This window comes from Micromonospora chalcea (assembly GCF_002926165.1).
GTDB lineage: Bacteria > Actinomycetota > Actinomycetes > Mycobacteriales > Micromonosporaceae > Micromonospora > Micromonospora chalcea.
The window spans coordinates 78317-100988 of record NZ_MAGP01000057.1; the positions used below are offsets into that span (position 1 = coordinate 78317).

The following is a 22672-nucleotide window of genomic DNA, read 5'->3' on the forward strand; positions in this document are numbered from 1 at the left end:
CTACCCGGGCGCACCCCCGGGCGGATCGGGGCGGGTCAGCCGACTATCTGGTCCGAGGGTGGGGTGAACTGGCGGGTCGGCTGACCCTTCAGGGAATCCCGCAGGGTCTGCGCCACCGCGTTCACCGGGATCTGCGACTGCCCGTCACCCACCGCGTTGAACGGATTGTCCGGGTCGGCGATGAAACTCGCCGCCGCCAGCTCCGGCGTGTAGCCGACGAACCACGCCGACCGGGTGCTGTCCGTCGTACCCGTCTTGCCGGCGACCGGCCGGCCCACGGTGCCGCGGACGCTGTCGGCCGTCGACCAGCCGCCGCAGCTCCCCTTCGCCGGGGTGTCGCCGGTCGGGCAGCGCGCCGCGTCCGTGGCGGCCCGGGCCGCGTCCGCGTTCACCACCTGGCGGCACCGCGGCTTGGCGACCTCCCGCTGCACCCCGCCCGGCGTGCTGTACGTGGCCGGTGTGCCGTCCCGGTTCATGATCGCGTTGACCGGGATGGCCTCGCAGTAGCGCCCGTCGGCGGCGATGGCGGCGTACGCGTTCGCCATCTCCAGCGGGGTGGCGTCGGAGACGCCGAGCGTGAACGCGCCCCACTTCTTCGCCTTCCCCGGCGCCGCCTGTTCCTTGTCCACGTCGGTACGCCAGCGCAGCCCCAACTGCTCGGCCAGGCGCACCCCGGCGTCCGCGCCGATCTTCTCCTCCAGCTGGACGAAGTACGTGTTCACCGACTTGCCGAACCCGGACCACATGGTCTGCCGCCCGGTCATCGCGGCGCTGGCGTTCGACGGCGCCCAGCCGTCGTAGACCGCCGACTGGTACCGGTACGGCGAGTCGTACGCGGTGGACAGCGGCATCCCGGCGTTGAGCGCGGCGAGCATCGGGAACATCTTGAACGTCGAACCGGCCTGGTAGCCCGGGAGCGTCCCGCCGCCGAGCAGCGGCGCCACCGTGTTCGGGTAGTTCGCCTTGACCTTCGGTCCTGCCTCCGGGTTCGAGCTGTTCGGGTTCTCGGCCAGGTCGAGCGAATAGTTCCGGTTCACCGCCATCGCCTTGATCCGCCCGGTGCCGGGCTCGGCGACCACGATGCCGTTGGCGAACGGGCTGCCGGTGTTGTCCTTGGCGCCCACGTTCTTCTCCGCCGCGGCCTGCGTCTTCGGATCGAGCGCGAGCACGATCCGGTAGCCGCCGCGGCGCAGCTTGTCCATCCGTTCCAGCCGGTTCTCGCCGAACGCGGGCTGGGCGCTCCACCAGTTCTTCAGGTAGTCGCAGTAGAAGCCCCAGCTGCGGTGCCCGCCGTCGATCGCGGCGCAGTCGTTCGGCGGGTCGGTCAGCTTCAGCTTGATCGGCTGGCCCTTGGCCGCCGCGGCGGCGTCGGGCGACAGGTAACCGAGGCGGGCCATGTTGTCCAGCACGTAGTTGCGCCGGCCGGTGGCCTCCTTCTGGTCGGAGGTGATCGGGTCGTACTCCGACGGCGACTTCACCAGCCCGGCCAGCGTGGCCGCCTCGACGGGGGTGAGTGTGGCCGGGGTCTTGGAGAAGAAGATCTGCGAGGCGGCGTAGATCCCGTACGCGCGGTGACCGAAGTAGGCCGAGTTGAGGTAGCGCTCCAGGATCTGTTCCTTGGTCAGGTGCTTCTCGATGTCCAGCGCCATGCGCATCTCCTTGACCTTGCGCAGGCTGGTCTGCTGGGTCGCCTCCTGGACCTCCTTGGGCGTGGTCGCGCTGTCCCGCAGCGCCATCCGCACGTACTGCATGGTGAGCGTCGAGGCGCCCTGGGAGACGCCGCCGGACCGGGCGTTGGATACGAAAGCTCGCGCCACGCCCTTCGGGTCGACGCCGTGGTGCTGGTAGAAGCGGTTGTCCTCGGCGGCGACGATCGCCTGCTGGATGTTCGGCGACATGTTCTCGATCTTGGTGTACTGCCGGTACTCCTCGTAGAACATCGTCAGCACCGTCTTGCCGTCCGGCGCGTAGACGTACGAGGTCTCGGCCGGCAGCGCGGTCTTGAGGATGCTCGTCTTCTGTTCGATCGCGTGCGCGGTGGCCTTGGCCCCGATGCCGGTGACGGCGACCAGCGGATACAGGGCGGCGGCGACCACGATGCCGGCGATCAGTCCGGCGCGGAGAAGAGGAACGAGACGGCCAGCGGAAGCAAGGGGACGACTGCTCACGGGGTCAAGCTATGACATTTCCGATTCGGAAATGAGAAGAACTCATAAACCGGCGGACCGTGACGCGACCCACGCCGGGATGCGCTGTCCCGGGCGGCGGCTACCCGGCAGGATCGCGGACATGCCCGCACCATCGACCGGGAGCGCCGCCGCGCCCAAGGCGCCCGACCTGGGCCACCACGGGGACGCCGAGGCCACGCCCGGCCTGGTCGACCTGGCGGTCAACGTGCGCCGCGCCCCGATGCCGGACTGGCTGGCCGACCCGGTCACCGCCGCGCTGGGCGACCTGGCCGCGTACCCGGACCCGGCGCCGGCCCGCGCCGCCGTCGCTCACCGGCACGGGCGACCCCCGGAAGAGGTACTCCTCACCGCCGGCGCCGCCGAGGGTTTCGTCCTGATCGCCCGCGCGTTGTCCGGCGTCCGCCACCCCGTCGTGGTGCACCCCCAGTTCACCGAGCCGGAAGCCGCGCTGCGGGCCGCCGGGCACCGGGTGGACCGGGTGCTGCTCGACCCGGCCGACGGCTTCCGCCTGGACCCGGCCCGCGTCCCGGAAGACGCCGACCTGGTCATGATCGGCAACCCCACGAACCCGACCTCCGTGCTGCACCCGGCGGGGGCGATCGCCACGCTGGCCCGCCCCGGACGGGTGCTCGTGGTCGACGAGGCGTTCGCCGACACCACCGCCGCGCCGGGCGTCGACGGCGAACCTGAGTCGCTCGCCGCGCGCCGCGACCTGCCCGGCCTCGTGGTGGTGCGCAGCCTCACCAAGACCTGGGGCCTGGCCGGGCTGCGGATCGGCTACCTGCTCGGCGACGCCGCGCTGCTGACCCGGTTCGCCGCCGCGCAGCCGCTCTGGGCGGTCTCCACCCCCGCGCTCGCCGCCGCCACCGCCTGCGCCGCGCCGGCCGCCGTCGCCGCCGAACGCGCCATCGCCGCCCAACTCGCCGCCGACCGCGACTATCTGGTGGCCCGCCTGTCCGGCCTGCCCGGGGTACGCGTGGCGGGGCGCCCGGCCAGCGCCTTCGTGCTGATCCACCTCGCCCGCGCCGCCGACGTACGCGAGCGGCTGCGCGCGCACGGCTGGGCGGTACGCCGGGGCGACACGTTCCCCGGGCTCGGCCCGGACTGGCTCCGGATCGCCGTACGCGACCGGGACACCACAGACGCGTTCATCGAGACGCTGGCACGGATCCTGGAGGCATGATGCTGGAGTCCACAGTCGCGGCGATCCGGCCGCTGGACGAGGCCGCCATGGCGGCGGCCCGCGAGTTGCAGGGGCGGCTGACCAAGCCCGCGGGCTCGCTCGGCGCCCTGGAGCCGCTCTCGGTACGTCTCGCCGGGCTGGCCGGCGCCTGCCCGCCGCCGCTGCCCGAGCCGGCCGTGGTGGCGATCTTCGCCGGTGACCACGGCGTGCACGCCCAGGGCGTGACCCCGTGGCCGCAGGAGGTCACCGCCCAGATGATCGCCAACTTCCTGGCCGGCGGCGCCGTGGTGAACGCGTTCGCCCGCCAGGCCGGCGCCTCGGTCACGGTGGTGGACGTCGGCGTGGCCACCCCGATCCCCGGCGCCGAGTCCGCCGACCCGGCCGGGCCGCGTCTGGTGTCCGCGAACGTCCGCGCCGGCACCCGCGACATGACTGTCACCGCCGCGCTCACCCGGGACGAGGCCCGCACGGCCGTCGAGACCGGTATCCGGGTCGCGGGCGAGCTGATCGACGCCGGGGCGGGCATCCTGCTCACCGGCGACATGGGCATCGGCAACACCACCCCGTCCGCCACGCTCATCGCCGCGTTCTCCGGCGTCGACGCCGAGGCGGCCACCGGCCGGGGCACCGGGGTCGACGACGAGACGTACGCCCGCAAGGTGGCGGTGGTGCGGGCCGCGCTGGCCCGGCACGAGCCCGACCCGGCCGACCCGCTGGGCGTCCTCGCGGCGGTCGGCGGGCTGGAGCACGCCGCGCTGACCGGCCTGATCCTCGGCGCCGCCGCGCGCCGGGTGCCGGTGCTGCTCGACGGCGTGATCGCGGTGAGCGCCGCGGTCGCCGCCGCCGCGTTCGCGCCGGACGCGGTGGACGCCATGGTGGCCGGGCACCGCAGCGCCGAGCCGGGCGCCACGGCGGCGCTGCGGCACCTCGGACTGGAGCCGCTCATCGACCTGGGGCTGCGGCTCGGCGAGGGCACCGGGGCGCTGCTCGCCCTGCCGGTGGTCACCGGCGCGGTTCGGGTACTGCACGAAGTCGCCACGTTCGACTCCGCCGGGGTGGCGGAGAAGTGACCGGACCGACGTCGCCCAGCCCGTACCCCCTGGGGTTGCGGCTGGACGGGCGGCGCGTGGTCGTCGTGGGCGGGGGAGCGGTCGCCACCCGGCGGGTGCCGGCGCTGCTCGACGCCGGCGCGGACGTCCTGCTGGTCTCGCCCGAACTGACGCCGGCGCTGCGTGCCCACGTCGACGCCGGGCGGCTGCACTGGGAGCCGCGCCGGTTCACCCCCGGTGACCTGGACGGCGCGTGGCTGGTCCAGGTCGCGGTGGACGACCGGACCGCCGCCGCCGCGGTCAGCGCCGCCGCGGCCGAGCGGCGGATCTTCTGCGTACGCGCCGACGACCGGACGGCGGCGAGCGCGTGGACCCCGGCGGTGACCCGGCACGGCCCGGTGACGGTTGCGGTCCTCGGCGGCGGCGACCCCCGCCGCGCGATGGGCGTCCGCGACGCCATCCGCGCCCTGCTCGGAAGGAAGGGCCCCCCGTTAACGCCTGCGGTAGAGGAAGGGACCCCTGTTGACACCGGCGGCCGCGTCGCGCTCGTCGGATCCGGTCCGGGCGACCCGGAGCTGATCACCGTGAAGGGATGGCGGCTGCTCACCGAGGCCGAGGTGGTCGTCGCCGACCGGCTCGTGCCCGGACTGCTCCTGGACGAGATGCGCCCCGACGTCGAGCTGGTCGACGCCTCCAAGATCCCGTACGGGCCGTCGCGCGCCCAGGAGGAGATCAACCGGATCCTGGTGGACCGGGCCCGGGCCGGCAAGGTGGTGGTACGGCTCAAGGGCGGCGACCCGTACGTCTTCGGCCGGGGCGGCGAGGAACTGCTCGCCTGTGCCGAGGCGGGCGTACCGGTGACTGTGGTGCCCGGCGTGACCAGCGCGATCGCGGTGCCCGAGGTGGCCGGCGTGCCGGTGACGCACCGGGGCGTGGCGCACGAGTTCACAGTGGTCTCCGGGCACCTCGCGCCCGACGCGCCCGCGTCACTGGTGCGCTGGGACGCCCTGGCCGGGCTGCGCGGCACGCTGGTGATCCTGATGGGGCTGAAGAACCTCGCCGCGATCAGCGCCACCCTGATCGCGCACGGCAAGCCGGCGGACACCCCGGCCGCGGTGATCCAGGAGGGCACCACGTCGGCCCAGCGCACGCTGCGCTCCACGCTCGGCGCGGTCGCCGCCGACGTCGAGGCCGCCGCCCTGCGCCCACCCGCGATCGTGGTGGTAGGCGACGTGGTGCACGCCCTGACCCCCGCCTGACCCTCCGCCCTCGTACGGCGTTACTGCTTGAGCATGTTGTCCAGCAGCAGGGCGCAGCGGATCAGGCCCAGGTGGCTGTACGCCTGCGGGTGGTTGCCCAGCCCGCGCTCGGCCAGCGGGTCGTACTGCTCCGGCAGCAGCCCGGTCGGCCCGGCCGTGTCGACCATCTGGGTGAACAGCTCCTCCGCGTCGCTCCGGCGGCCGGTGCGCAGGTACGCCTCGATCAGCCACGACGTGCAGATGTGGAAGCCGCCCTCCCGGCCGGGCAGGCCGTCGTCCCAGTGGTACCGGTAGACGACCGGCCCGCTGCGCAGCTCCGCCTCGATCTTGAGCACGGTGGAGAGGAAGCGCGGGTCGTCACCGGCGAGCAGCCCGGAGATGCCGATCCACAGCGACGAGGCGTCCATCTCCTCGTAGCCGTAGGCGACGCTGTACGCCTCGGCCTCCGGGTGCCAGCCGTGCTCCAGCACGTTCGAGGCGATCCGGTCGCGCAGCTCGACCCACTCGGGCCGGTCCTCGCCGCCGTGCCGCCGTACGACGTGCAGCGCCCGGTCCACAGTCATCCAGAGCATGACCTTGGAGAAGACGTGGTGCCGCGGGGGGAGGCGGGCCTCCCAGATGCCGTGGTCGGGCTCGTGCCAGCGGCGGCGTACCGCCTCGACCATGTTCTCCAGCACCCGCCACTCGTCGTCCCGGATCGAGCCCCGGGCGTCGGCGACTGCCGCGATCAGGTCCGCGACCGGGCCGAACACGTCGAGCTGGAGCTGGTGGTTGGCGAGGTTGCCGACCCGTACCGGCCGGGAGCCGGCGTAGCCGGGCAGCGTGTCGATGACCGCCTCGGCGCCCAGCTCGAAGCCGTCCACCGTGTAGAGCGGGTGCAGCCGCTCCGGGTGCCCGCCGGTGCGCTCGACCACGCCGTCGATCCAGCGCAGCAGACCTTCGGCCTCCTCGGTGGAGCCGAGGTCGACCAGCGCGCGGGCGGTCATCGCGGCGTCCCGGAGCCAGCAGTAGCGGTAGTCCCAGTTGCGGACACCGCCCAGCTCCTCGGGCAGCGACGTGGTGGCCGCGGCGAGGATCGAGCCGGTGGGCTCGTGGCAGAGCCCGCGCAGCGTCAGCGCGCTGCGGGCGACCAGGTCCCGGGCGGTGGCTGGCAGCCGCAGCGAGGCCACCCAGTCCTTCCAGGGCTGCTCGGCGGCGGCCTGCCGCTCGTGCACCGGCAGCCGGTGCGGCTCCAGGCTCTGGGTGCCGAAGCGCAGCTCCAGCACCACCTGGCCGCCGGCCGCCGACAGGTCGACCACCGCCTTCGCGGTCTCGTACCCGGCGTCGTTTGTGACCTCCCACTCGACGCCGGGGGAGTGCAGCGCGACCGGCTCGTTGGAGCCGAGCACCAGCAGGCCGTCGTCGAGCGGCTGGAGCTGCACCGCGACCTGGCCGAACTCGGGCCGTGGCGCGAACTCGACGCGGGCCCGCCCGGTGCCGCTGAGCACCCGGACCAGTGTGGAGTCGCCGCTGACCACGGCCGGGTCGTCCGGCGTGGTCTGCCGTACCGGTAGGTCGAGCCAGTCGGTCACGGTCAGGCCGGACCAGCGGGTCTCGACGGTCATCGTGTTGCTGCGGTAGCGCTGGCCGAGCGGGATGCCGCCGCGCTCCGGGCCGACCGTGAAGTGCCCGGCCGGGCTGCCGCCGACCAGGTCGGCGAAGATCGCCGCCGAGTCCGGCTTCGGGTGACACAGCCAGGTGATCTTCGCTTCCGGCGTGACGAGCGCGACGGTACGGCCGTTGGCGAGCATCGAGTGCCGCTCGATCGGCACCGCCCGCTCGCCGAACAGCCAGTGCCGCCGCGTCTCCAGCAGCAGCCCCAGTGCGCGGGCCGCCTCGATCGGCTCGGACACCCGGTAGTCGGCGCGGGTCTCGCCGGGGCCGATCTTGATGCCGACGTCCGGCCCGGTCAGGTTGCCGAACGCGTTCTCGTCGGTGACGTCGTCGCCGATGAACAGCACCGCGCTGGCGGCGAGCTGGGTCCGGAGCTGATCGATCGCGGTGCCCTTGTTGGTGACCACCACCGACAGCTCGATGACTTCCTTGCCCTGGGTGACCGTCACGCCGTCCCAGGTCGCCGGCCCGTTGCGGACCGCCTCGACGGCCCGGGCGGCGGTGTGCGGGTCGACGCCGCGGGTGTGCACGGCGACGCTGGCGGGCTTGCGTTCCAGGCGGATGCCCGGATGCTCGGCGGCGATCTCCCGCAGCGCCTCGCGGAGCCGGTGCCGGACCGCGATCAGCTCGTGGGTGAGGCGCTCGACGAAGCCGATGTCGAACTCCGAGCCGTGGCTGCCGACGAGGTGCACCTCGCTGGGCAGCCGGGAGAGCGTGGCCAGGTCGCGCAGCGCGCGGCCGGAGACCACCGCGACGCTGGTCTGCGGCAGCGAGGCCAGAGCGCGTACCGCGGCCACCGACTCCGGCAGCGGAACGGCCTTGCTCGGGTCCTCGACGATCGGCGCGAGCGTGCCGTCGTAGTCGCAGGCGACCAGAAGCTGCGGAACCCGGGCGATGCGGCCGATCGCGGCACGCAGTTCGGGATCCAGCACGCCGCCGTGTGCGGCGGCGAGGGCGGGCGAGGTCACGCAGCCTCCGTATCTCCGACGCCGAGCTCGCTGAGGAACGACTTGGCCCAGTGGCCCACGTCGTGGCTGCGCAGATGGCGTTGCATGACGCGCATCCGGCGGCGGGCTTCGGGCTTTTCGACATGCACGGCCCGCAGCAACGCGTCCTTCACCGCGTCCGGGTCGTGCGGATTACACAGGAACGCCTGGCGCAGCTCGGTGGCAGCGCCGGCGAACTCACTGAGCACGAGCGCGCCGCCCTGGTCGGCGCGCGATGCGACGTACTCCTTGGCCACCAGATTCATTCCGTCTCGCAGCGGGGTCACCATCATGACGTCGGCCGCGACGTACATCGCGGCCAGTTCGGAGCGACTGTACGACTGATGCAGATAATGCACTGCAGGCACGCCGACCCGGCCGAATTCACCATTGATCCGGCCAACCTCGCGTTCCACCTTCACCCGAAGTGCCTGGTAGTGCTCCACACGCTCGCGGCTGGGCGTGGCGACCTGCACCATAACCGCGTCCGGAACTGTCAACTTTCCGTCAGCGAGGAGTTCGCGGAAGGCCTTCAGGCGGAGTTCGATGCCCTTGGTGTAGTCGAGCCGGTCGACGCCCAGGATGATCGTCTTCGGGTTGCCCAGCTCCTCGCGGATCTGCTTGGCCCGGGCCTGGATCGCCGGGTCCTCGGCCAGCCGCTCCATCTCCTTGGTGTCGATCGAGATGGGGAACGCGCCCGCCTTCACCTGCCGGCCGTCGACCTGGATCATCTGGCCCTCGTAGCGCAGGCCGAGCAGGTGCCGGGCCAGCCGGACGAAGTTCTGCGCCGCCAGCCGCTGCTGGAAACCGACAAGGTCCGCGCCGAGCAGGCCGCGCAGGATCTCGGTGCGGAACGGCATCTGCATGAACAGCTCGATCGGCGGGAACGGGATGTGCAGGAAGAAGCCGATCCGCAGGTCCGGCCGCAGCTCGCGGAGCATCGCCGGCACCAGCTGGAGCTGGTAGTCCTGGACCCAGACCGTGGCGCCCTCGGCCGCCACGTCGGCCGCGGCCTCCGCGAACCGGGCGTTCACCAACCGGTACGCCTCGCGCCAGCGCCGCTTGTACGCGGGTGTCTCCACCGCGTCGTGGTAGAGCGGCCAGATCGTCGCGTTCGACTGGCCCTCGTAGTAGCGCTCCAGCTCCTCGGCGCTCAACGGCACCGGGTGCAGGCGGATGCCCTCCAGGTCGAACGGCTCGGGCGCGGCGCCGGTGCCGCCGGCCCACCCCACCCAGGTGCCCTGGTGCTCGGCGAGCACCGGGTGCAGCGCGGTCACCAGCCCGCCCGGGCTGCGCCGCCACTGCCGCCCCTCGGGTGTGCTCACCTCGTCGACCGGCAGGCGGTTGGCCACTACGACAAAGGAGCTACGGACGGTCACGATCGGCCACCTCCGGGTACTGACGGGTCCACCGCGATGAGCGTACTGAGCGTAGCTGCGGCCTCTGTTCCCCCGTGCCGGAGTTACCTACCCGTCCCAGAACCGCCGAACCCACCGCGTGATCTTGTCGACACCGGTGGCTCAGAGGTCGATGATCGGCCACTCCTTCGGCAGCACCTCACCGAGCAGCTCCCGCCGGTCCGTCACGATCGGCACGAGCGGATTGGCGGCGGCCTCCATGGCCAGCTGCGCGAGATCCATCCGCCCGGTCATCCGCCGCGACCAGCCTCCGAGGTAGGCGCACATGTCAGGTTCCACGGGGGTGATCTGCACCTGCGGCAGGGCGGCCAGCAGTTCCAGAAGCTCCCACTGCGGAGCCGTGGCCTGCTGATGGGCATGCGCCAGGCAGAGGGCGGGCACCAGCACGTCACGCGCGTAGTCGGCGGCCTCGGCGATCCTCGCACCGACGTCCTTGGCGCCCGAGGCATAGGCCAGCAGCGCGGCCGTGTCGAGCGCCAGGCCGAACTGCGTCACCGCCGCGCCTTCGCCCTGGCCGCAAGGACCTCCGACTGGAGCCGGCTGGCCCGCTCACGAAGCTCGGGCGTGATACTCGCGGTGAGCTGCTGCATCTCCGCGTGGGCCCGGGCCACGTCCTCGTCGGTGATCGTGACACCGGCGCGAGCGAGCAGCACCCGCGTCTGCTCGCCGGCCATCTGCCGACGCACGGCGCGCGCTACGAAGGCGGACACGTTCGGCTCCTTGGCCAGCCGCTCCGCGACGTCGTCCGGCAGGCTCACGGCGATCTTCTTGGTCATACGCCAAGGCTATTCAGTCATACCCGCGCCGGCAAGGAGGCGCGCCACCGTACCCCTGGGGTGGGGTGATGTGGGCGTGGCGGTCCGTACCTGTCAGGATTGACGGCGGCGTGCGTGCGGCCGGCTCCCGGCCGGCGGCGGCGGGCGGAGATCGACGCCCGCGCCCCGCACCCGACAAGCCCGCGAACGCAACCGACGGAGGTAGCCCGCACCGTGGCCCAGTTCATCTACGTCCTGGACAAGGCGCGCAAGGCGCACGGCGACAAGGTCGTGCTCGACAACGTGACGCTGAACTTCCTGCCGGGTGTCAAGATCGGGGTGGTCGGTCCGAACGGCGCCGGTAAGTCCAGCCTCCTCAAAATCATGGCAGGGCTGGACCGGCCGAGCAACGGCGAGGCCCGGCTCATGCCCGGCTACTCCGTCGGCATGCTCGCGCAGGAGCCGCCGCTCAACGAGGAGAAGACGGTCCTCGGCAACGTCGAGGAGGCGGTCGCCGAGACCAAGGCCAAGCTGGAGCGGTTCAACGCCATCGCCGAGCAGATGGCCACCGACTACTCCGACGAGCTGATGGAGGAGATGGGCAAGCTCCAGGAGGAGCTGGACGCCGCCGACGCGTGGGACATCGACTCCAAGCTCGAACTCGCGATGGACGCGCTGCGCTGCCCGCCGCCGGACGCCGACGTCACCAAGCTCTCCGGTGGAGAGCGCCGCCGGGTCGCGCTGTGCAAGCTGCTGCTGGAGGCGCCGGACCTGCTGCTGCTCGACGAGCCCACCAACCACCTGGACGCGGAGAGCGTGCAGTGGCTGGAGCAGCACCTGGCCAAGTACGCCGGCACCGTCCTGGCGATCACCCACGACCGGTACTTCCTGGACAACGTGGCCAACTGGATCCTGGAGCTGGACCGCGGCCGGGCCTACCCGTACGAGGGCAACTACTCCACCTACCTGGAGAAGAAGGCCGCCCGGCTCTCCGTCGAGGGACGCCGCGACGCCAAGATGAAGAAGCGGCTGTCCGAGGAACTGGAGTGGGTCCGCTCGAACGCCAAGGCGCGGCAGACCAAGTCCAAGGCCCGCCTGGACCGCTACGACGAGATGGCCGCCGAGGCGGAGAAGACCCGGAAGCTGGACTTCGAGGAGATCCAGATCCCGCCGGGCCCGCGCCTGGGCAACACCGTCATCGAGGCGCAGAACCTGACAAAGGCGTTCGGTGACCGGGTGCTGATCGACGACCTGTCGTTCTCGCTGCCCCGCAACGGCATCGTCGGCATCATCGGCCCGAACGGCGTCGGCAAGACCACGCTGTTCAAGACCATCGTCGGGCTGGAGCAGCCGACCAGCGGCTCGGTCCGGGTCGGCGAGACGGTCTCGCTGTCGTACGTCGACCAGAACCGGCAGGGCCTGGACGGCGACAAGACGGTCTGGGAGGTCGTCTCCGACGGGCTGGACCACCTCATGGTGGGCAAGGTCGAGATGCCGTCCCGGGCGTACATCGCGGCGTTCGGCTTCAAGGGGCCGGACCAGCAGAAGCCGACGAAGGTGCTCTCCGGCGGCGAGCGCAACCGGCTCAACCTGGCGCTGACGCTGAAGATCGGCGGCAACGTGATCCTGCTCGACGAGCCGACGAACGACCTGGACGTGGAGACGCTGTCCAGCCTGGAGAACGCGCTGCTGGAGTTCCCCGGCTGCGCCGTGGTCATCTCCCACGACCGGATGTTCCTGGACCGGGTCGCCACGCACATCCTGGCCTGGGAGGGCGACGACCAGAACCCGGCGAAGTGGTTCTGGTTCGAGGGCAACTTCGAGGCGTACGAGAAGAACAAGATCGACCGGCTCGGCGCCGAGGCGGCCCGGCCGCACCGGGTGACCTACCGCAAGCTCACCCGTGACTGACCGCTTCGTCTACCACTGCGCGTTGCGCTGGTCCGACCTGGACGCGTACGGCCACGTCAACAACGCCCGCTTCCTCACGCTCTACGAGGAGGCCCGGGTGGCGATGATGTTCGCCGGTGGCCGGGCGTGGGGAGTGGGCTCGTTCGCCGACGGGGTGGTCATCCGCCGGCACGAGGTCGACTATCTGCGCCCGGTCGACTACGCGCTCGGCCGGGCCAGCGCGGAGGCGGCCCCGACCGTGCGGATCGAGCTGTGGGTGGACCAGATCCGCAACGCCTCGTTCTCGGTCGCCTACGAGCTGTACGACGGCGACACGCTGGCCAGCACCGCCCGGTCGGTGCTGGTGCCGTTCGACCTCGCCGCCCAGCGGCCACGCCGGATCTCGCCGGACGAGCGCGCGTTCCTGCTCCGCTACGCGCCGGGGCTGAGCGGATGACGACCGGGCACGGGCTGACCGGGGTGGCCGACGCGGGGGCCTTCCTGGCCCGGCTGGTCCGGTTCGACCCGGCCACGGTGGTCCGCCTGCGGCCGGTGCCCGGCGCCGGGCGTACGGCGCTCTGGGCGCGGCTGCCCTGGGGGGTGCTCGTGGTCCGTACCGTGCCCGGCGCCGCCCCCGGTGACGTCACGGTGGCCGCGGGGGAGCTGCTGGCCGAACTCTCCGCCGGGGGCGCGGCGCTGCCGGTACGGCGGGACGACGGCTGGCGCTGGCAGCTCCCACCGGCTGCCAGCCGCGTGGTGGAGACGCTGCCCGGCGCGGAGTTGCGCCGGATCGCGGAGCAGGCGGCCGGGACGCTGCGCGAGGCGGCCACGCACGGGGTGGCCGGCCGCGCGGTGGGTCAGCGGGTGCTGCGGGACGCGTTGCTGGACCACGTCGCCGTGGTGGTGACGCCGGACGAGGACCCGCGCACGCCGGTGGAGGTGTCGCAGCGGCTGGTGCAGGGTCTGGTCCGGATGGGCTTCGCCGGTAGCGGCGAGGACGACGTTCAGGTGCGGGTCGCCGGCCGGTGGGTCGGGCTCGTCGGTCCGTTCGGGGCGGTGTGGTCGCGTACCGTCGCCGATCTTGCACTCAGGCCGATGCGGGGTCAGCCGAAAGTATGACCCATCATCGGCCTTCCGGTTTGGGGCGGCCGTTGGGGGGATGCCTCATGCCGCCTGTCCGGGTACCGTCCTTCCTCGGATCCAACGCACCGTAGGCGATTGGATCCGCTGGGGAGTGAGGTGCGCGAGCGATGCCGTGGTGGTCATGGCGCCCTGGTCCCGCCGCTGGCGGCGAACCGGAGACTCGAAGCGGAGTCACAGTGGATGACACCATCCGGGTGGGGCCACCTACCCCGCGCCAGCCGGGAGACGACGCGCCGGCACCCGAGCGCCCGGCCCTGGCGGACATGCCGGCCACTGTCGCCCCGGTCACCCTGAGCCGGGTCTGCGACGCGCTCGACCTGCTGGACGTGCGCTACCTGGCCGACGGCGGCGGCAATCTGCTGGCCATGTGGGAGCGGCACGCCGTGCTCGTCGCGCTGGAGGGCCCGGAGGACGAGATCCTGGTGATGCGGGCCCGCCCGCACGCCACCGTCCCGCCGGACTGGGCCGACCGGGCGTACCGGGTGGTCAACGAGTGGAACCACACCCGCCGCTTCTGCAAGGCGTACATCGGCGACCCGACCGAGCGCGGCCAGCTCCCGATCTACGCCGAACTCCAGGTCCCGCTCGGCGCCGGGGCCCACGACGCGCTGCTCGTCGAGATGCTCGACTGCGGCGCCGCGGTCGCCACCACGTTCGTCGACTGGCTGCACGACGAGGGCGCGCTGCTCTGAGAGCCGGGCGGCTCAGCCGGCCGCCGGGTCCTCCATCACGTTCACCATGAAGTAGGCGGCCCGCTCCAGGTAGTCCCAGAGCGCGCCGGCGAGCTGCGGCGGCAGGTCCAGCGCGTCCACCGCCCGGCGCATGTGCAGCAGCCAGGCGTCGCGCTCCGCGGCGCCGATCCGGAACGGGGCGTGCCGCATCCGCAGCCGGGGGTGCCCGCGCTGCTCGGAGTAGGTGTGCGGCCCACCCCAGTACTGGATGAGGAAGAGGGTGAGCCGGTCCGCCGCCGGGCCCAGATCCTCCTCCGGGTACATCGGCCGCAGCAGCGGGTCCTCGGCGACGCCGGCGTAGAACTCGTCCACCAGCTTGCGGAAGGCCGGTTCACCGCCGATCGCCTCGAAGAGGGTCATCGACTCGCCTGGGGAAGTCACGCTTCCATCCTGCCAGGTGCGCCCCCGCGGTCGCGCCCGCCCGCGGGGCGGCGCGGATCACGTCACCGCGTGCCGGCGCCGGCCGTGCTCCCGGCCCCGGTCGCCCGCCGCCGGGCCACGCGCGGCGTGCGTGGGCGCGGCGGCGTCCGGGGCCGACTCGGCGCGGGCGGCCGCGATCGCCGCGTCGATGGTGCGCGGCCGAGGCCAGGCGAACGCCGCGACGAGCATCAGCAGCACGCCCGCCGCGCTCCACGCGCCGACCACCGACGGGACGGAGAACCGCTCGGCGAGGGCGCCGGTGGCGAGCACCGCGGCGCCCTGGATGACCTGGGTGCCGGTGGCCATCACCCCGAACGCCCGGGCCCGGTAGCCGTCCGGCAGGGCCTGCACGAACAGCCCGTTGGCGACCGGCACCAGCCCGGCGACGGCGAAGCCGCACGCCGCGGCGAGCAACGCCACCACGGACGGGGCCGGGTCGAGGAGCGCGGGCACGAGCACCGCCGGCGCGATCACCATCAGCGGCCGCATCAGCGCCAACCGGCGCGCCGGGGCGATCAGCCGCCCGATGATCACCCCGCCGAGGACGTATCCGACCGGACCGGCGGCCATGATGACCGCCTGGGCGGTGCCGGCGTCCATCGTGCCGTCGGTGCGCTCGGCGGCCCAGCCGGCGGCCAGCCCTTCGGGGACGATCGAGAACAGCATCGCGCTGAACACCAGCATCGCGATGGCCCGCAGCACCGGCCGCTCGAAGACGATCCGGAAGCCCTGGCCGGTCTCCCGCAGCAGGTGGCTGCGGTGCTTCGCGGTCATCGTCGACGGCCGGTCGCGTACGCCGACGCGGACCAGCAGGGCCGACAGGGCGAAGGTCGCCGCGTTGACGAGCAGCGCGGCGTTCGGGTTCAGCGCGGCGATGGTCGCGCCGATCAGGTAGCCGACGACCTGGGCGGCCTGGGACGCGCTGGTGAACGCGGACAGGCCCACCACCAGCCGGTCGCCGGTGAGGATCTGCGGCATCACCGCCGAGCGCGCCGCCTGGCTCGGCGGATTCGCGAGCGTGGCCAGGAAGATCAGCGCGAGGACCGACCAGGCCGGCATGAACGGCATGGCGACGAGCACCATCAGCGCCATGCGGATCAGGTCGCAGATCACCATGACCCGGCGGTAGCGGTGCCGCTCGGCGAGCGCGGAGAGCAACGGGCCACCGAGCAGCCAGGGCAGATAGCTGACCGCGAACGCGGCGGCGGAGAGCGCGACCGATTCGGTCTCGCGCAGCACGAGCACGGTGACCGCGGCCTTGGCGAGATAGTCGCCGACCCAGGAGAGGATGTTGGCGGCGAAGAGCGCCCGGAACTCCGGCTGACCGAACACGTCGCGGAAGGTGGCCGGGCCCTCCTGGGCGGGTCGCTCGTCGGACACCGTCGCCTCCATCGTTCCTGGTCGACCACTTGTGATGGCCCGACCGGGAACCGTCGTCAGATCAACCGATCAGCGAGGACACGAGCACGCTCCCCGGTGGAGCGTGTTCACCGGATTCTGCCCGATCGTCTGACAACTGGCTAGGGCGAACGGATTGATCGTCGCATCTCCGACTGAACCGAACGGACGATACCCGAGGGGCCGCGCGGAGCGCGACCCCCGGAAATAGTCCGGCTTGTCCGGCGACTCAGGTGGGTCCGCTGGTCCCCGTGCCCTCGGCCGTGGGCGTCGCCGGCGGCTGGGGCGGCAGCCCGGGGAAGAGCCGGGCCGCCGCGATCTGCGCTGTGATCCCGGAGTTCTCCAGTGCCTCGGCGAGGCGGCGGCGCAGCTCCCGGCCCACCGCGAACTGCCCGTCCGCGGTGGTCTTGACGACGGTACGGATCACCGTGCCGTCCACGGTGATCTGCTCGACGCCGAGGACCTCCGGCGCCTCGACGATCTTCGGCGCCAGCTCCGGGTCCAGCGCCACCGACGCCGCCGCGGTACGCAGCACCGCCGTGGCCTCCTCGGTGCCGGCGAAGCCGATCGGCAGGTCGACCACGACCAGGGCCCAGCCCTGACTCTTGTTGCCGACGCGGACGATCTCCCCGTTGCGGATGTACCAGAGCACCCCGCGGCCGTCACGGACCGTGGTCACCCGCAGGCCCACCGCCTCCACCACGCCCGTCGCCTCGCCGAGGTCGACCGTGTCACCGACGCCGTACTGGTCCTCGATCAACATGAACAGGCCGGCGATCAGGTCCTTGACCAGGCTCTGCGCGCCGAAACCGAGCGCCACGCCGGCGATGCCCGCGCTGGCCAGCAGCGGGGCCAGGTCGAAGCTGAACTCCTTGAGCACCATCAGCAACGCGATGCCGAAGACGAACGCGGTGACCATGCTGCGCAGCACCGACCCGATCGCCTCGGCCCGCTGCCGCCGCCGCTCCGGCACGAACTGGTCCGGGTCCGGCGTGGCGCTGGGAATCCGTTCCCGCAGCGGGCGGAGCATGGTCGGCACCGCGCCGTCGGTGGTGGTCCGCACCAGCCGGTTGATGGTCCGGTGCAGCGCCCAGCGGGCGGCCACCGCTAGCAGCAGGATCAGCGCCACCCGCAGCGGCTTGAACAGGATCCAGTAGCTGCTCTCGGCGAACCAGGCGGAGTCGGTGACCCGGTACACCCACTCGCAGGAGCTGCTGCCCTGGCAGTCCGGCCGCCGGTCGGAGACGGCGGACAGCAGGGCGGAGATCAGGTCGGAGAGATTCACAGTGCTTTCGTACCGCACCCGCGTCGCCCGTCCGGCGCGGACCCACCGCCGGCCGGGCAACCCGCCCTGCTTCCTGCTCCGTTGTACCGGGGGGCGGCAAGAACGCCCCGGCCCGCACGGGGGCCCCGCGACTGGCCGTCCAGCTCGCAGCTGGGCGGAGCAAGGGGAACAGCGACATGACGGAGGAGCTCTTAGGCGCGCGCCGATCCTGGTCCCGTCGTCAGGTGCTGACGGTGGTGGCGGCGGCGGCCGGCGCCGCGCCGCTGGTGGCGACCGGGGCGGCGAGGCTGTCTGCCGAATCGCCTGTCAAGTTCCGCAGCGACCCGTTCGAGATCCGCGATCTGCCGCAGGGTCAGCGGCCCTACTACAGCGGCGTACGGCTCCCGCTCGTCGACACGGGCACGCACGACGAGCACGGCGTACGCATGGCGCTGCTCACCGGGAAGCTCTACGACCATCCGGTGGCCCAGGCCCAGTACGGCATCAACCTGCTGGAGAGTTACCGGGTCACCGGCGATCAGGTGTACCTCAAGCGGGCGATGGCGCAGGCGCAGCGCCTGATCGACAGGCGGGTCGTGCGGCGGGACGCCTGGTTCTACCCGTACCGGTTCCGGCACGCCATGCACCGCGGCACCGACGTCTACGAGACGCCGTGGTACTCGATGATGGCCCAGGGGCAGGCGATGAGCCTCTTCGTCCGGCTGGCGCAGATCGTCGGCGAGCGCACCCACTGGCGGCAGGCGGCCGACTCGACGTTCGCGTCCTACCTGCTTCCGCCGGTGGGCGGCCTGCCGTGGGGGGTGTACGTCAAGGACGGGCTGCTCTGGCTTGAGGAGTACGCCCACCCGACGCGGGTGCGCGGCGACCAGACCTACAACGGGCACGTCTTCTCGGCCTTCGGGCTCTGGGACTACTGGAGCCTGAGCCGCGACGCCCGGGCCCGCCAGATGCTCCAGGGCGCGATCACCACCGCCCGGGACGCCCACCACCTCGTCCGCACCCGCCAGTGGCGGAGCCGGTACTGCCTCACCCACCGCAAGGACGCGGGCATGTACCACTCGACGCACATCATCCAGCACGCCGTGCTGCACGCGATCACCGGCGACCCGACCTTCGCCGGGATCATGGACCTGTTCTACTCCGACCACCCCACCTACGGGGTGTCCGGAACGATCCGGCTCGCCCCCGGGGACCACGTCGGCTACAAGTTCGACGCGGCCGGCACGGTCCTGGACCGCAAGCGGATCTCCCTGACCAGGCCGACCGAGGCGGCCTCCACGGAACGGCACAAGGTGATGCGGCAGACCGGCATCTGGTACGACATCAGCGAGGGGAGCCTGAGCGGCTACCTGGTCCAGGAGATCCCCGGCCGGTCGTACCAGATCGGGAGAGCGGCGCCGATCGGCTACCGCATCCCGCGCTCGGCGGTGGTCGTCGCCGCGCCCGGCAGGGCGTACTCCCTGGACGACGCCGGGAAGGTGACAGCGGTGACCGCCGGCCTCGCCGTCGGTGACACCGTGACAGTGGATCTGCGCGCCGCCATCGACGGCGTCCAGCACTACCGCCTGGCCGCCGGCCCGCACGAGGGCCAGTGGGTCCGGCTGGGCACCCTGCGTAGCGTCGGCACGGCGTAGCGCGAGCGCGCCGGAGCGCCCCGGTGCGGGTGATCCGGCGGGCCGCTTGCAGATTCGTGCGTGCAATCGAGGGCGCGATCAGGGACTATTGGCGCAACGGACGTCGGTGATCCGGCCGGCGTCGGAATTCGTTCCGCGCTGTTCGCGGGCGGTTCCGGCGCGCAGACGGCGGGAGCGGCTGGACCGGGAGGGTGAGCGCGATGCCTGACATACGACCCACGGCGGGCTCCGGTGCGCTCGTTCTCAACGCCACCTACGAACCCCTGTGCGTCGTGTCGGTGCGTCGTGCCGCGATCCTCGTGCTCTCCGCCAAGGCGATCTGCGTCGCCGACGGTGAGGGCATCCTGCACAGCGCGCGCAACGCGTTACCGGTGCCCTCAGTGGTACGCCTGACCCGCTACGTCCGGGTGCCCTACCGCACCCACGTCGGGCTGTCCCGGCGGGCCGTGTTCGCCCGCGACGGGTGGCGGTGCGCGTACTGCCGGGGGCCGGCGGAGACCATCGACCACGTCTTCCCGCGCAGCCGGGGCGGCCGGCACGCCTGGGAGAACGTGGTCGCCGCGTGCGCGCGGTGCAACCACACCAAAGGCGACAAGACGCCGGCCGAGCTGGGCTGGCGGCTGCACCACCTGCCGGCCGCCCCGAAAGGGGCGGCCTGGCGGGTCCTCGGGCACCGCGCGCCCGACCCGCGCTGGGCGGACTGGCTCGACCTGCGCGAGCCCGAGTCCGAGGCGGCCTGACCGGAGCGCTCAGCGTGCCTTGACCAGCGAGGCGTAGACGACCAGGTTGTCCGCGTACCCGGTCTCGCCGCCCACCCAGCGCCCACCGCAGGTGATCAGCCGCAGGTTGGGCCGGCTGAAGTCGCCGTAGACGTCCTCCACCGGCAGCTTCTCCTTGCCGTACCGCTCGATCGAGGTCACCTCGAACACCGCCACCGAGCGGTCCTCGCGGGTCACCTCGATCCGGTCGCCGTCGTCGAGGTTCTTCAGCCCGTGGAAGACGGCCGGCCCGGTGGTGGTGTCGACGTGCCCGACGAGCACCGCCGGGCCGTACTGGCCGGGGGTGGGGCCCTGGTCGTACCAGCCGACCTCGCCGGCCCGGTCCACGTCCGGCACGTCGATGCTGCCGTCCGGCGCGATTCCGACGCGGTGCACCGGCGCGCGCAGGTCGAGCTTGCCGATGCTCAGGTCGGTCGGCGGGCTGGCCGGCAGCACCGGGAACTTCTTCGGCGGCGGGCGCAGGCCGGCGACGATCCGGTCCGGCAGCACGCTGACCCCGGTCACCCGTTCCAGCCCGAGCATGGCCACGATCAGCGCCATCACGCTCGCCACCACGAGCACCGGGACACCGGGGTTGCGGCTCGGGGCGTACCGGCGGGTGGTGGCCGGTGCGGCGCGGGCCGGGACCGGCCGCGGGTCGGCGGTGGTGACGCTGGCCGTGAAGGCGTGCCCGGCGACATGGGCGAACCGGCGCGCGGCCCGGGACGTCAGCCGCAGCGCGGCCCGGAGCCGTTTCGCGCGCTCCGGCGGCCGGCGGCCGGCGGCGCGACGGCGGGTGCGGTCCGCCGCCGGGCCGGCGCGGTCCCGGCGGCGCGATTTGCGGGCCATGTCGGCGCCTCGTCAGACGCGGTTACCGGTCTTGCGGCGGGCGCTCACGCCGGCCACCACTGCCACCGCCACCAGGCCGCCGACCAGCAGCAGCGAGCCGGTCCCCCGGCCGCCCGCGGCGCCCCCACCGCCGGTCGCCGGTCCCTTGCTCGGCTGCGCCATGTTCAGCACGGTGAGCATGGTCGAGGCGGTGTTGCCGTTGGAGCAGTCCAGGTTCACCGGGTAGTCGCCGGGCGCCTTGTTGCCGGGCACGGTGACCGAGCCGGTGAGGAAGCCGTTGTCGGGCCGCAGCGTCACCCGCCCGAAGGCGTCCGAGGTGACCTGGGCCTGACGGTTGTTGCTGTTGTCGCAGCCGGCCCGCAGGCTCACCCGGGAACCGGCCTGGACGCTGTTCGGCGTCACCTCGATGAACACGCTCTCGCCGGCCCGCGCCGGTGGCGCGGTCGCCAGGACGAACGTCGCGACCAGGCCGAACAGGCCCAGTACGGACGACAGCACGCGGTGTGACAGGAGCCCTCGCATGGTTCCCCCCTCCCGGCGCGACGGTGCGCCGGACCCACTGACGGGCAGCGGCGGCTGCTTTCCCGGGGGGCAGGGGAAGCTAACGAGGCGCCTTCACCACCGGATGCCAGGCCAGCGGCGTGGAGAGCACCATCGTGCTGGACGGCTGGCCGTACGGGGCGAGCCGGTCGATGACCTCCTCGAACTCGCCCATGTTGGTGGCGGCGACCTTGAGCATGCTGCAGGCGTCCCCGGTGATCCGGTGGATCTCCATGATCTCCGGCCAGCCGGCCACCTCGGGGTCGTTGAGGATGCAGCGCGCGCCGTAGCAGGACATCCGGATCAGGGCGAGCACCGTGCGTCCGGCCCGGGTGAGGTCGACGTGGGCGTGGTAGCCGGTGATCACGCCGGACTCCTCCAGCCGCCGCACCCGTTCGGCCACCGCGGGCGGGGACAGGTGGACCCGGCGGGACAACTCGCTGTACGAGAGCCGGGCGTCGGCCTGGAGCTCACGCAGCAACGCCCAGTCCATGTCGTCCACGCGGGGACCTTCCTTCCGTAAAGGGAGCGACGCGAGATGGTTTCGGTTCGCGAGGTGAGACCACCATACCGCCGTTGAACAGGCATTCCATTCGGCCGCCCACCAGCGGGATCATGACGTCTACCCCGCGCACGGACGGAGAACGACTGTGGAACAGACGACGGCGGTGCGCCCGGTAACCCCCCAGGAACGGGCGGCTCGGGCGGCACGCAACGGCGGCGAGCCGACGCTGGAATTCGCCGAGCGCGTGCCGTACGACGCCTACGTACGGGCCAGCACCCTGCACCGGCTCCAGGAGCCGCTCAGCGACGACCCGGGCGAGATGTCCTTCCTGATGGTCAGCCAGATCATGGAGCTGTACTTCGGGCTGACCTGCCACGAGCTGCGGCACGCAAAGCGTGAGCTGCGCGAGGACCGGATCTGGGAGGCGCTGGCCCCGCTGCGCCGGGCCGCCCTGCACCTGGAGGGCCTCAACGCGGCCTGGCACGGCCTGCGCTGGATGAGCCCGGCCGACTTCAACCGCTTCCGCGACCGGCTCGGCGAGGGCTCCGGCTTCCAGTCCGCGATGTACCGGCAGCTGGAGTTCCTGCTCGGCCTGCGCGACCGGGCGCTGATCCGCCCGTTCCGCCGGCAGACCGACGTGTACGACGAGCTGACCGCCGCGCTGGCCACGCCGAGCCTCTGGGACGAGGTGGTGGCGCTGCTGGCCCGCAAGGGCTTCGACGTGCCGGCCGAGCTGCTGTCCCGGGACGTCAACACCGAGCACGAGGCGCACCCGGCGATCGAGGCGGCCTGGGTCCGGATCTACGGCGACAGCGGCCCGGACAACCACCTGCGCCTGCTCGGCGACGCGCTGACCGAGATCGCCGAGGAGTTCGGCGACTGGCGCTGGAACCACGTCAAGGCCGTGCAGCGCACCATGGGCGCCAAGGTCGGCAGCGGCGGTTCCGCCGGACTGGCATGGTTGCAGCGCAGCATGGCCCGGGTGGTCTTCCCGGAGCTGTGGTCGGCCCGCACCGCGATGTGACGA

The 22672-nt window shown here is 72.5% G+C and carries 21 protein-coding genes; 10 read left to right on the top strand and 11 right to left on the bottom strand.

Annotated elements, in window-relative coordinates:
- Positions 1 to 35 precede the first annotated feature (35 nt).
- Positions 36 to 2168 carry a transglycosylase domain-containing protein gene (locus BAW75_RS06645; RefSeq protein ID WP_104112972.1) on the bottom strand — a complete coding sequence of 711 codons (2133 nt, stop codon included), beginning with the start codon at positions 2166 to 2168 and terminating at the stop codon, positions 36 to 38.
- A 121-nt stretch (positions 2169 to 2289) separates the two neighbouring features.
- On the opposite strand from BAW75_RS06645, the gene cobC reads away from it, so the two are divergent.
- Genes cobC through cobA form a run of 3 tightly spaced genes read left to right on the top strand, consistent with a single transcriptional unit; the run spans position 2290 to position 5680 of the window.
- Positions 2290 to 3372 (top strand): Rv2231c family histidinol phosphate aminotransferase CobC, encoded by a 1083-nt coding sequence (gene cobC / locus BAW75_RS06650; RefSeq protein ID WP_104112973.1) that lies wholly within the window; start codon positions 2290 to 2292, stop codon positions 3370 to 3372.
- On the top strand, positions 3372 to 4442 hold the full coding sequence (gene cobT / locus BAW75_RS06655; RefSeq protein ID WP_104112991.1) for a nicotinate-nucleotide--dimethylbenzimidazole phosphoribosyltransferase: 1071 nt from the start codon (positions 3372 to 3374) through the stop codon (positions 4440 to 4442). Before cobC ends, cobT begins: the two co-directional genes overlap by 1 nt.
- Positions 4439 to 5680: a uroporphyrinogen-III C-methyltransferase gene (gene cobA, locus BAW75_RS06660; RefSeq protein ID WP_104112974.1), complete on the top strand. Its 1242-nt coding sequence runs from the start codon at positions 4439 to 4441 to the stop codon at positions 5678 to 5680. Before cobT ends, cobA begins: the two co-directional genes overlap by 4 nt.
- 20 nt (positions 5681 to 5700) lie before the next feature.
- Here the strand turns inward: cobA and otsB are convergent, their stop codons facing one another.
- The 4 genes from otsB to BAW75_RS06680 all read right to left on the bottom strand — a co-directional run bounded on the left by otsB (position 5701) and on the right by BAW75_RS06680 (position 10513).
- On the bottom strand, positions 5701 to 8301 hold the full coding sequence (otsB, locus tag BAW75_RS06665) for a trehalose-phosphatase (RefSeq protein WP_104112975.1): 2601 nt from the start codon (positions 8299 to 8301) through the stop codon (positions 5701 to 5703).
- Positions 8298 to 9698 (bottom strand): alpha,alpha-trehalose-phosphate synthase (UDP-forming), encoded by a 1401-nt coding sequence (locus BAW75_RS06670; RefSeq protein WP_043328887.1) that lies wholly within the window; start codon positions 9696 to 9698, stop codon positions 8298 to 8300. Before BAW75_RS06670 ends, otsB begins: the two co-directional genes overlap by 4 nt.
- 141 nt (positions 9699 to 9839) lie before the next feature.
- Complete coding sequence (locus BAW75_RS06675; RefSeq protein ID WP_051611384.1) at positions 9840 to 10232, bottom strand: hypothetical protein; 393 nt, start codon at positions 10230 to 10232, stop codon at positions 9840 to 9842.
- Positions 10229 to 10513 carry a hypothetical protein gene (locus tag BAW75_RS06680; RefSeq protein WP_043328891.1) on the bottom strand — a complete coding sequence of 95 codons (285 nt, stop codon included), beginning with the start codon at positions 10511 to 10513 and terminating at the stop codon, positions 10229 to 10231. Before BAW75_RS06680 ends, BAW75_RS06675 begins: the two co-directional genes overlap by 4 nt.
- A 213-nt stretch (positions 10514 to 10726) precedes the next feature.
- On the opposite strand from BAW75_RS06680, the gene ettA reads away from it, so the two are divergent.
- The 4 genes from ettA (at position 10727) to BAW75_RS06700 (ending at position 14217) form a co-directional block, all read left to right on the top strand.
- Positions 10727 to 12403, top strand: coding sequence for an energy-dependent translational throttle protein EttA (ettA, locus tag BAW75_RS06685; protein ID WP_043328893.1), 1677 nt, complete (start codon positions 10727 to 10729; stop codon positions 12401 to 12403).
- Positions 12396 to 12839 (top strand): acyl-CoA thioesterase, encoded by a 444-nt coding sequence (locus tag BAW75_RS06690; protein ID WP_043328894.1) that lies wholly within the window; start codon positions 12396 to 12398, stop codon positions 12837 to 12839. The genes ettA and BAW75_RS06690 overlap by 8 nt, the downstream gene beginning before the upstream one ends.
- A complete protein-coding gene (locus tag BAW75_RS06695) occupies positions 12836 to 13501 on the top strand; it encodes a DUF8185 domain-containing protein (protein ID WP_104112976.1) in 666 nt (221 codons plus the stop codon). Before BAW75_RS06690 ends, BAW75_RS06695 begins: the two co-directional genes overlap by 4 nt.
- A gap of 131 nt (positions 13502 to 13632) precedes the next feature.
- Positions 13633 to 14217: a type III secretion system chaperone family protein gene (locus BAW75_RS06700; protein ID WP_043328898.1), complete on the top strand. Its 585-nt coding sequence runs from the start codon at positions 13633 to 13635 to the stop codon at positions 14215 to 14217.
- 12 nt (positions 14218 to 14229) lie between these two features.
- Here BAW75_RS06700 and BAW75_RS06705 read toward each other — a convergent pair whose 3' ends face one another.
- The 3 genes from BAW75_RS06705 to BAW75_RS06715 form a co-directional block, all read right to left on the bottom strand.
- A complete protein-coding gene (locus tag BAW75_RS06705; protein WP_051611386.1) occupies positions 14230 to 14616 on the bottom strand; it encodes a globin in 387 nt (128 codons plus the stop codon).
- Positions 14617 to 14694: 78 nt separating this feature from the next.
- On the bottom strand, positions 14695 to 16068 hold the full coding sequence (locus tag BAW75_RS06710) for an MFS transporter (RefSeq protein WP_064448651.1): 1374 nt from the start codon (positions 16066 to 16068) through the stop codon (positions 14695 to 14697).
- A 235-nt stretch (positions 16069 to 16303) separates the two neighbouring features.
- Positions 16304 to 17359, bottom strand: a complete 1056-nt coding sequence (locus tag BAW75_RS06715; RefSeq protein ID WP_402927548.1) for a mechanosensitive ion channel family protein — start codon at positions 17357 to 17359, stop codon at positions 16304 to 16306.
- A 176-nt stretch (positions 17360 to 17535) separates the two neighbouring features.
- On the opposite strand from BAW75_RS06715, the gene BAW75_RS06720 reads away from it, so the two are divergent.
- Both BAW75_RS06720 and BAW75_RS06725 read left to right on the top strand, forming a co-directional pair.
- The gene (locus tag BAW75_RS06720) at positions 17536 to 18993 is read left to right on the top strand and encodes a D-glucuronyl C5-epimerase family protein (protein WP_104112978.1); all 1458 of its coding nucleotides are present in this window, start codon (positions 17536 to 17538) and stop codon (positions 18991 to 18993) included.
- A gap of 200 nt (positions 18994 to 19193) precedes the next feature.
- Positions 19194 to 19733, top strand: coding sequence for an HNH endonuclease (locus BAW75_RS06725; protein ID WP_030502198.1), 540 nt, complete (start codon positions 19194 to 19196; stop codon positions 19731 to 19733).
- Positions 19734 to 19742: 9 nt separating this feature from the next.
- Here BAW75_RS06725 and BAW75_RS06730 read toward each other — a convergent pair whose 3' ends face one another.
- The 3 genes from BAW75_RS06730 to BAW75_RS06740 form a co-directional block, all read right to left on the bottom strand.
- Entirely contained in the window at positions 19743 to 20600 is an 858-nt protein-coding gene (locus BAW75_RS06730; RefSeq protein ID WP_043328904.1) for a class F sortase, read from the bottom strand.
- Positions 20601 to 20612: 12 nt separating this feature from the next.
- Positions 20613 to 21122, bottom strand: coding sequence for a hypothetical protein (locus tag BAW75_RS06735; protein WP_043328906.1), 510 nt, complete (start codon positions 21120 to 21122; stop codon positions 20613 to 20615).
- Positions 21123 to 21201: 79 nt separating this feature from the next.
- A complete protein-coding gene (locus BAW75_RS06740; protein ID WP_030502195.1) occupies positions 21202 to 21642 on the bottom strand; it encodes an Lrp/AsnC family transcriptional regulator in 441 nt (146 codons plus the stop codon).
- 148 nt (positions 21643 to 21790) lie between these two features.
- Here BAW75_RS06740 and BAW75_RS06745 point away from each other — a divergent pair, with 148 nt between their 5' ends.
- Positions 21791 to 22669, top strand: coding sequence for a tryptophan 2,3-dioxygenase (locus tag BAW75_RS06745; RefSeq protein WP_043328908.1), 879 nt, complete (start codon positions 21791 to 21793; stop codon positions 22667 to 22669).
- Positions 22670 to 22672: the final 3 nt, after the last annotated feature.

Coding starts and splice junctions, on each gene's coding strand:
- cobC (WP_104112973.1), top strand. CDS start 2,290: ATGCCCGCACCATCGACCGGGAGCGCCGCCGCGCCCAAGGCGCCCGAC.
- cobT (WP_104112991.1), top strand. CDS start 3,372: ATGCTGGAGTCCACAGTCGCGGCGATCCGGCCGCTGGACGAGGCCGCC.
- BAW75_RS06680 (WP_043328891.1), bottom strand. CDS start 10,513: ATGACCAAGAAGATCGCCGTGAGCCTGCCGGACGACGTCGCGGAGCGG.
- BAW75_RS06695 (WP_104112976.1), top strand. CDS start 12,836: ATGACGACCGGGCACGGGCTGACCGGGGTGGCCGACGCGGGGGCCTTC.
- BAW75_RS06700 (WP_043328898.1), top strand. CDS start 13,633: ATGCCGTGGTGGTCATGGCGCCCTGGTCCCGCCGCTGGCGGCGAACCG.
- BAW75_RS06705 (WP_051611386.1), bottom strand. CDS start 14,616: ATGACCCTCTTCGAGGCGATCGGCGGTGAACCGGCCTTCCGCAAGCTG.
- BAW75_RS06710 (WP_064448651.1), bottom strand. CDS start 16,068: ATGGAGGCGACGGTGTCCGACGAGCGACCCGCCCAGGAGGGCCCGGCC.
- BAW75_RS06720 (WP_104112978.1), top strand. CDS start 17,536: ATGACGGAGGAGCTCTTAGGCGCGCGCCGATCCTGGTCCCGTCGTCAG.
- BAW75_RS06725 (WP_030502198.1), top strand. CDS start 19,194: ATGCCTGACATACGACCCACGGCGGGCTCCGGTGCGCTCGTTCTCAAC.
- BAW75_RS06730 (WP_043328904.1), bottom strand. CDS start 20,600: ATGGCCCGCAAATCGCGCCGCCGGGACCGCGCCGGCCCGGCGGCGGAC.
- BAW75_RS06735 (WP_043328906.1), bottom strand. CDS start 21,122: ATGCGAGGGCTCCTGTCACACCGCGTGCTGTCGTCCGTACTGGGCCTG.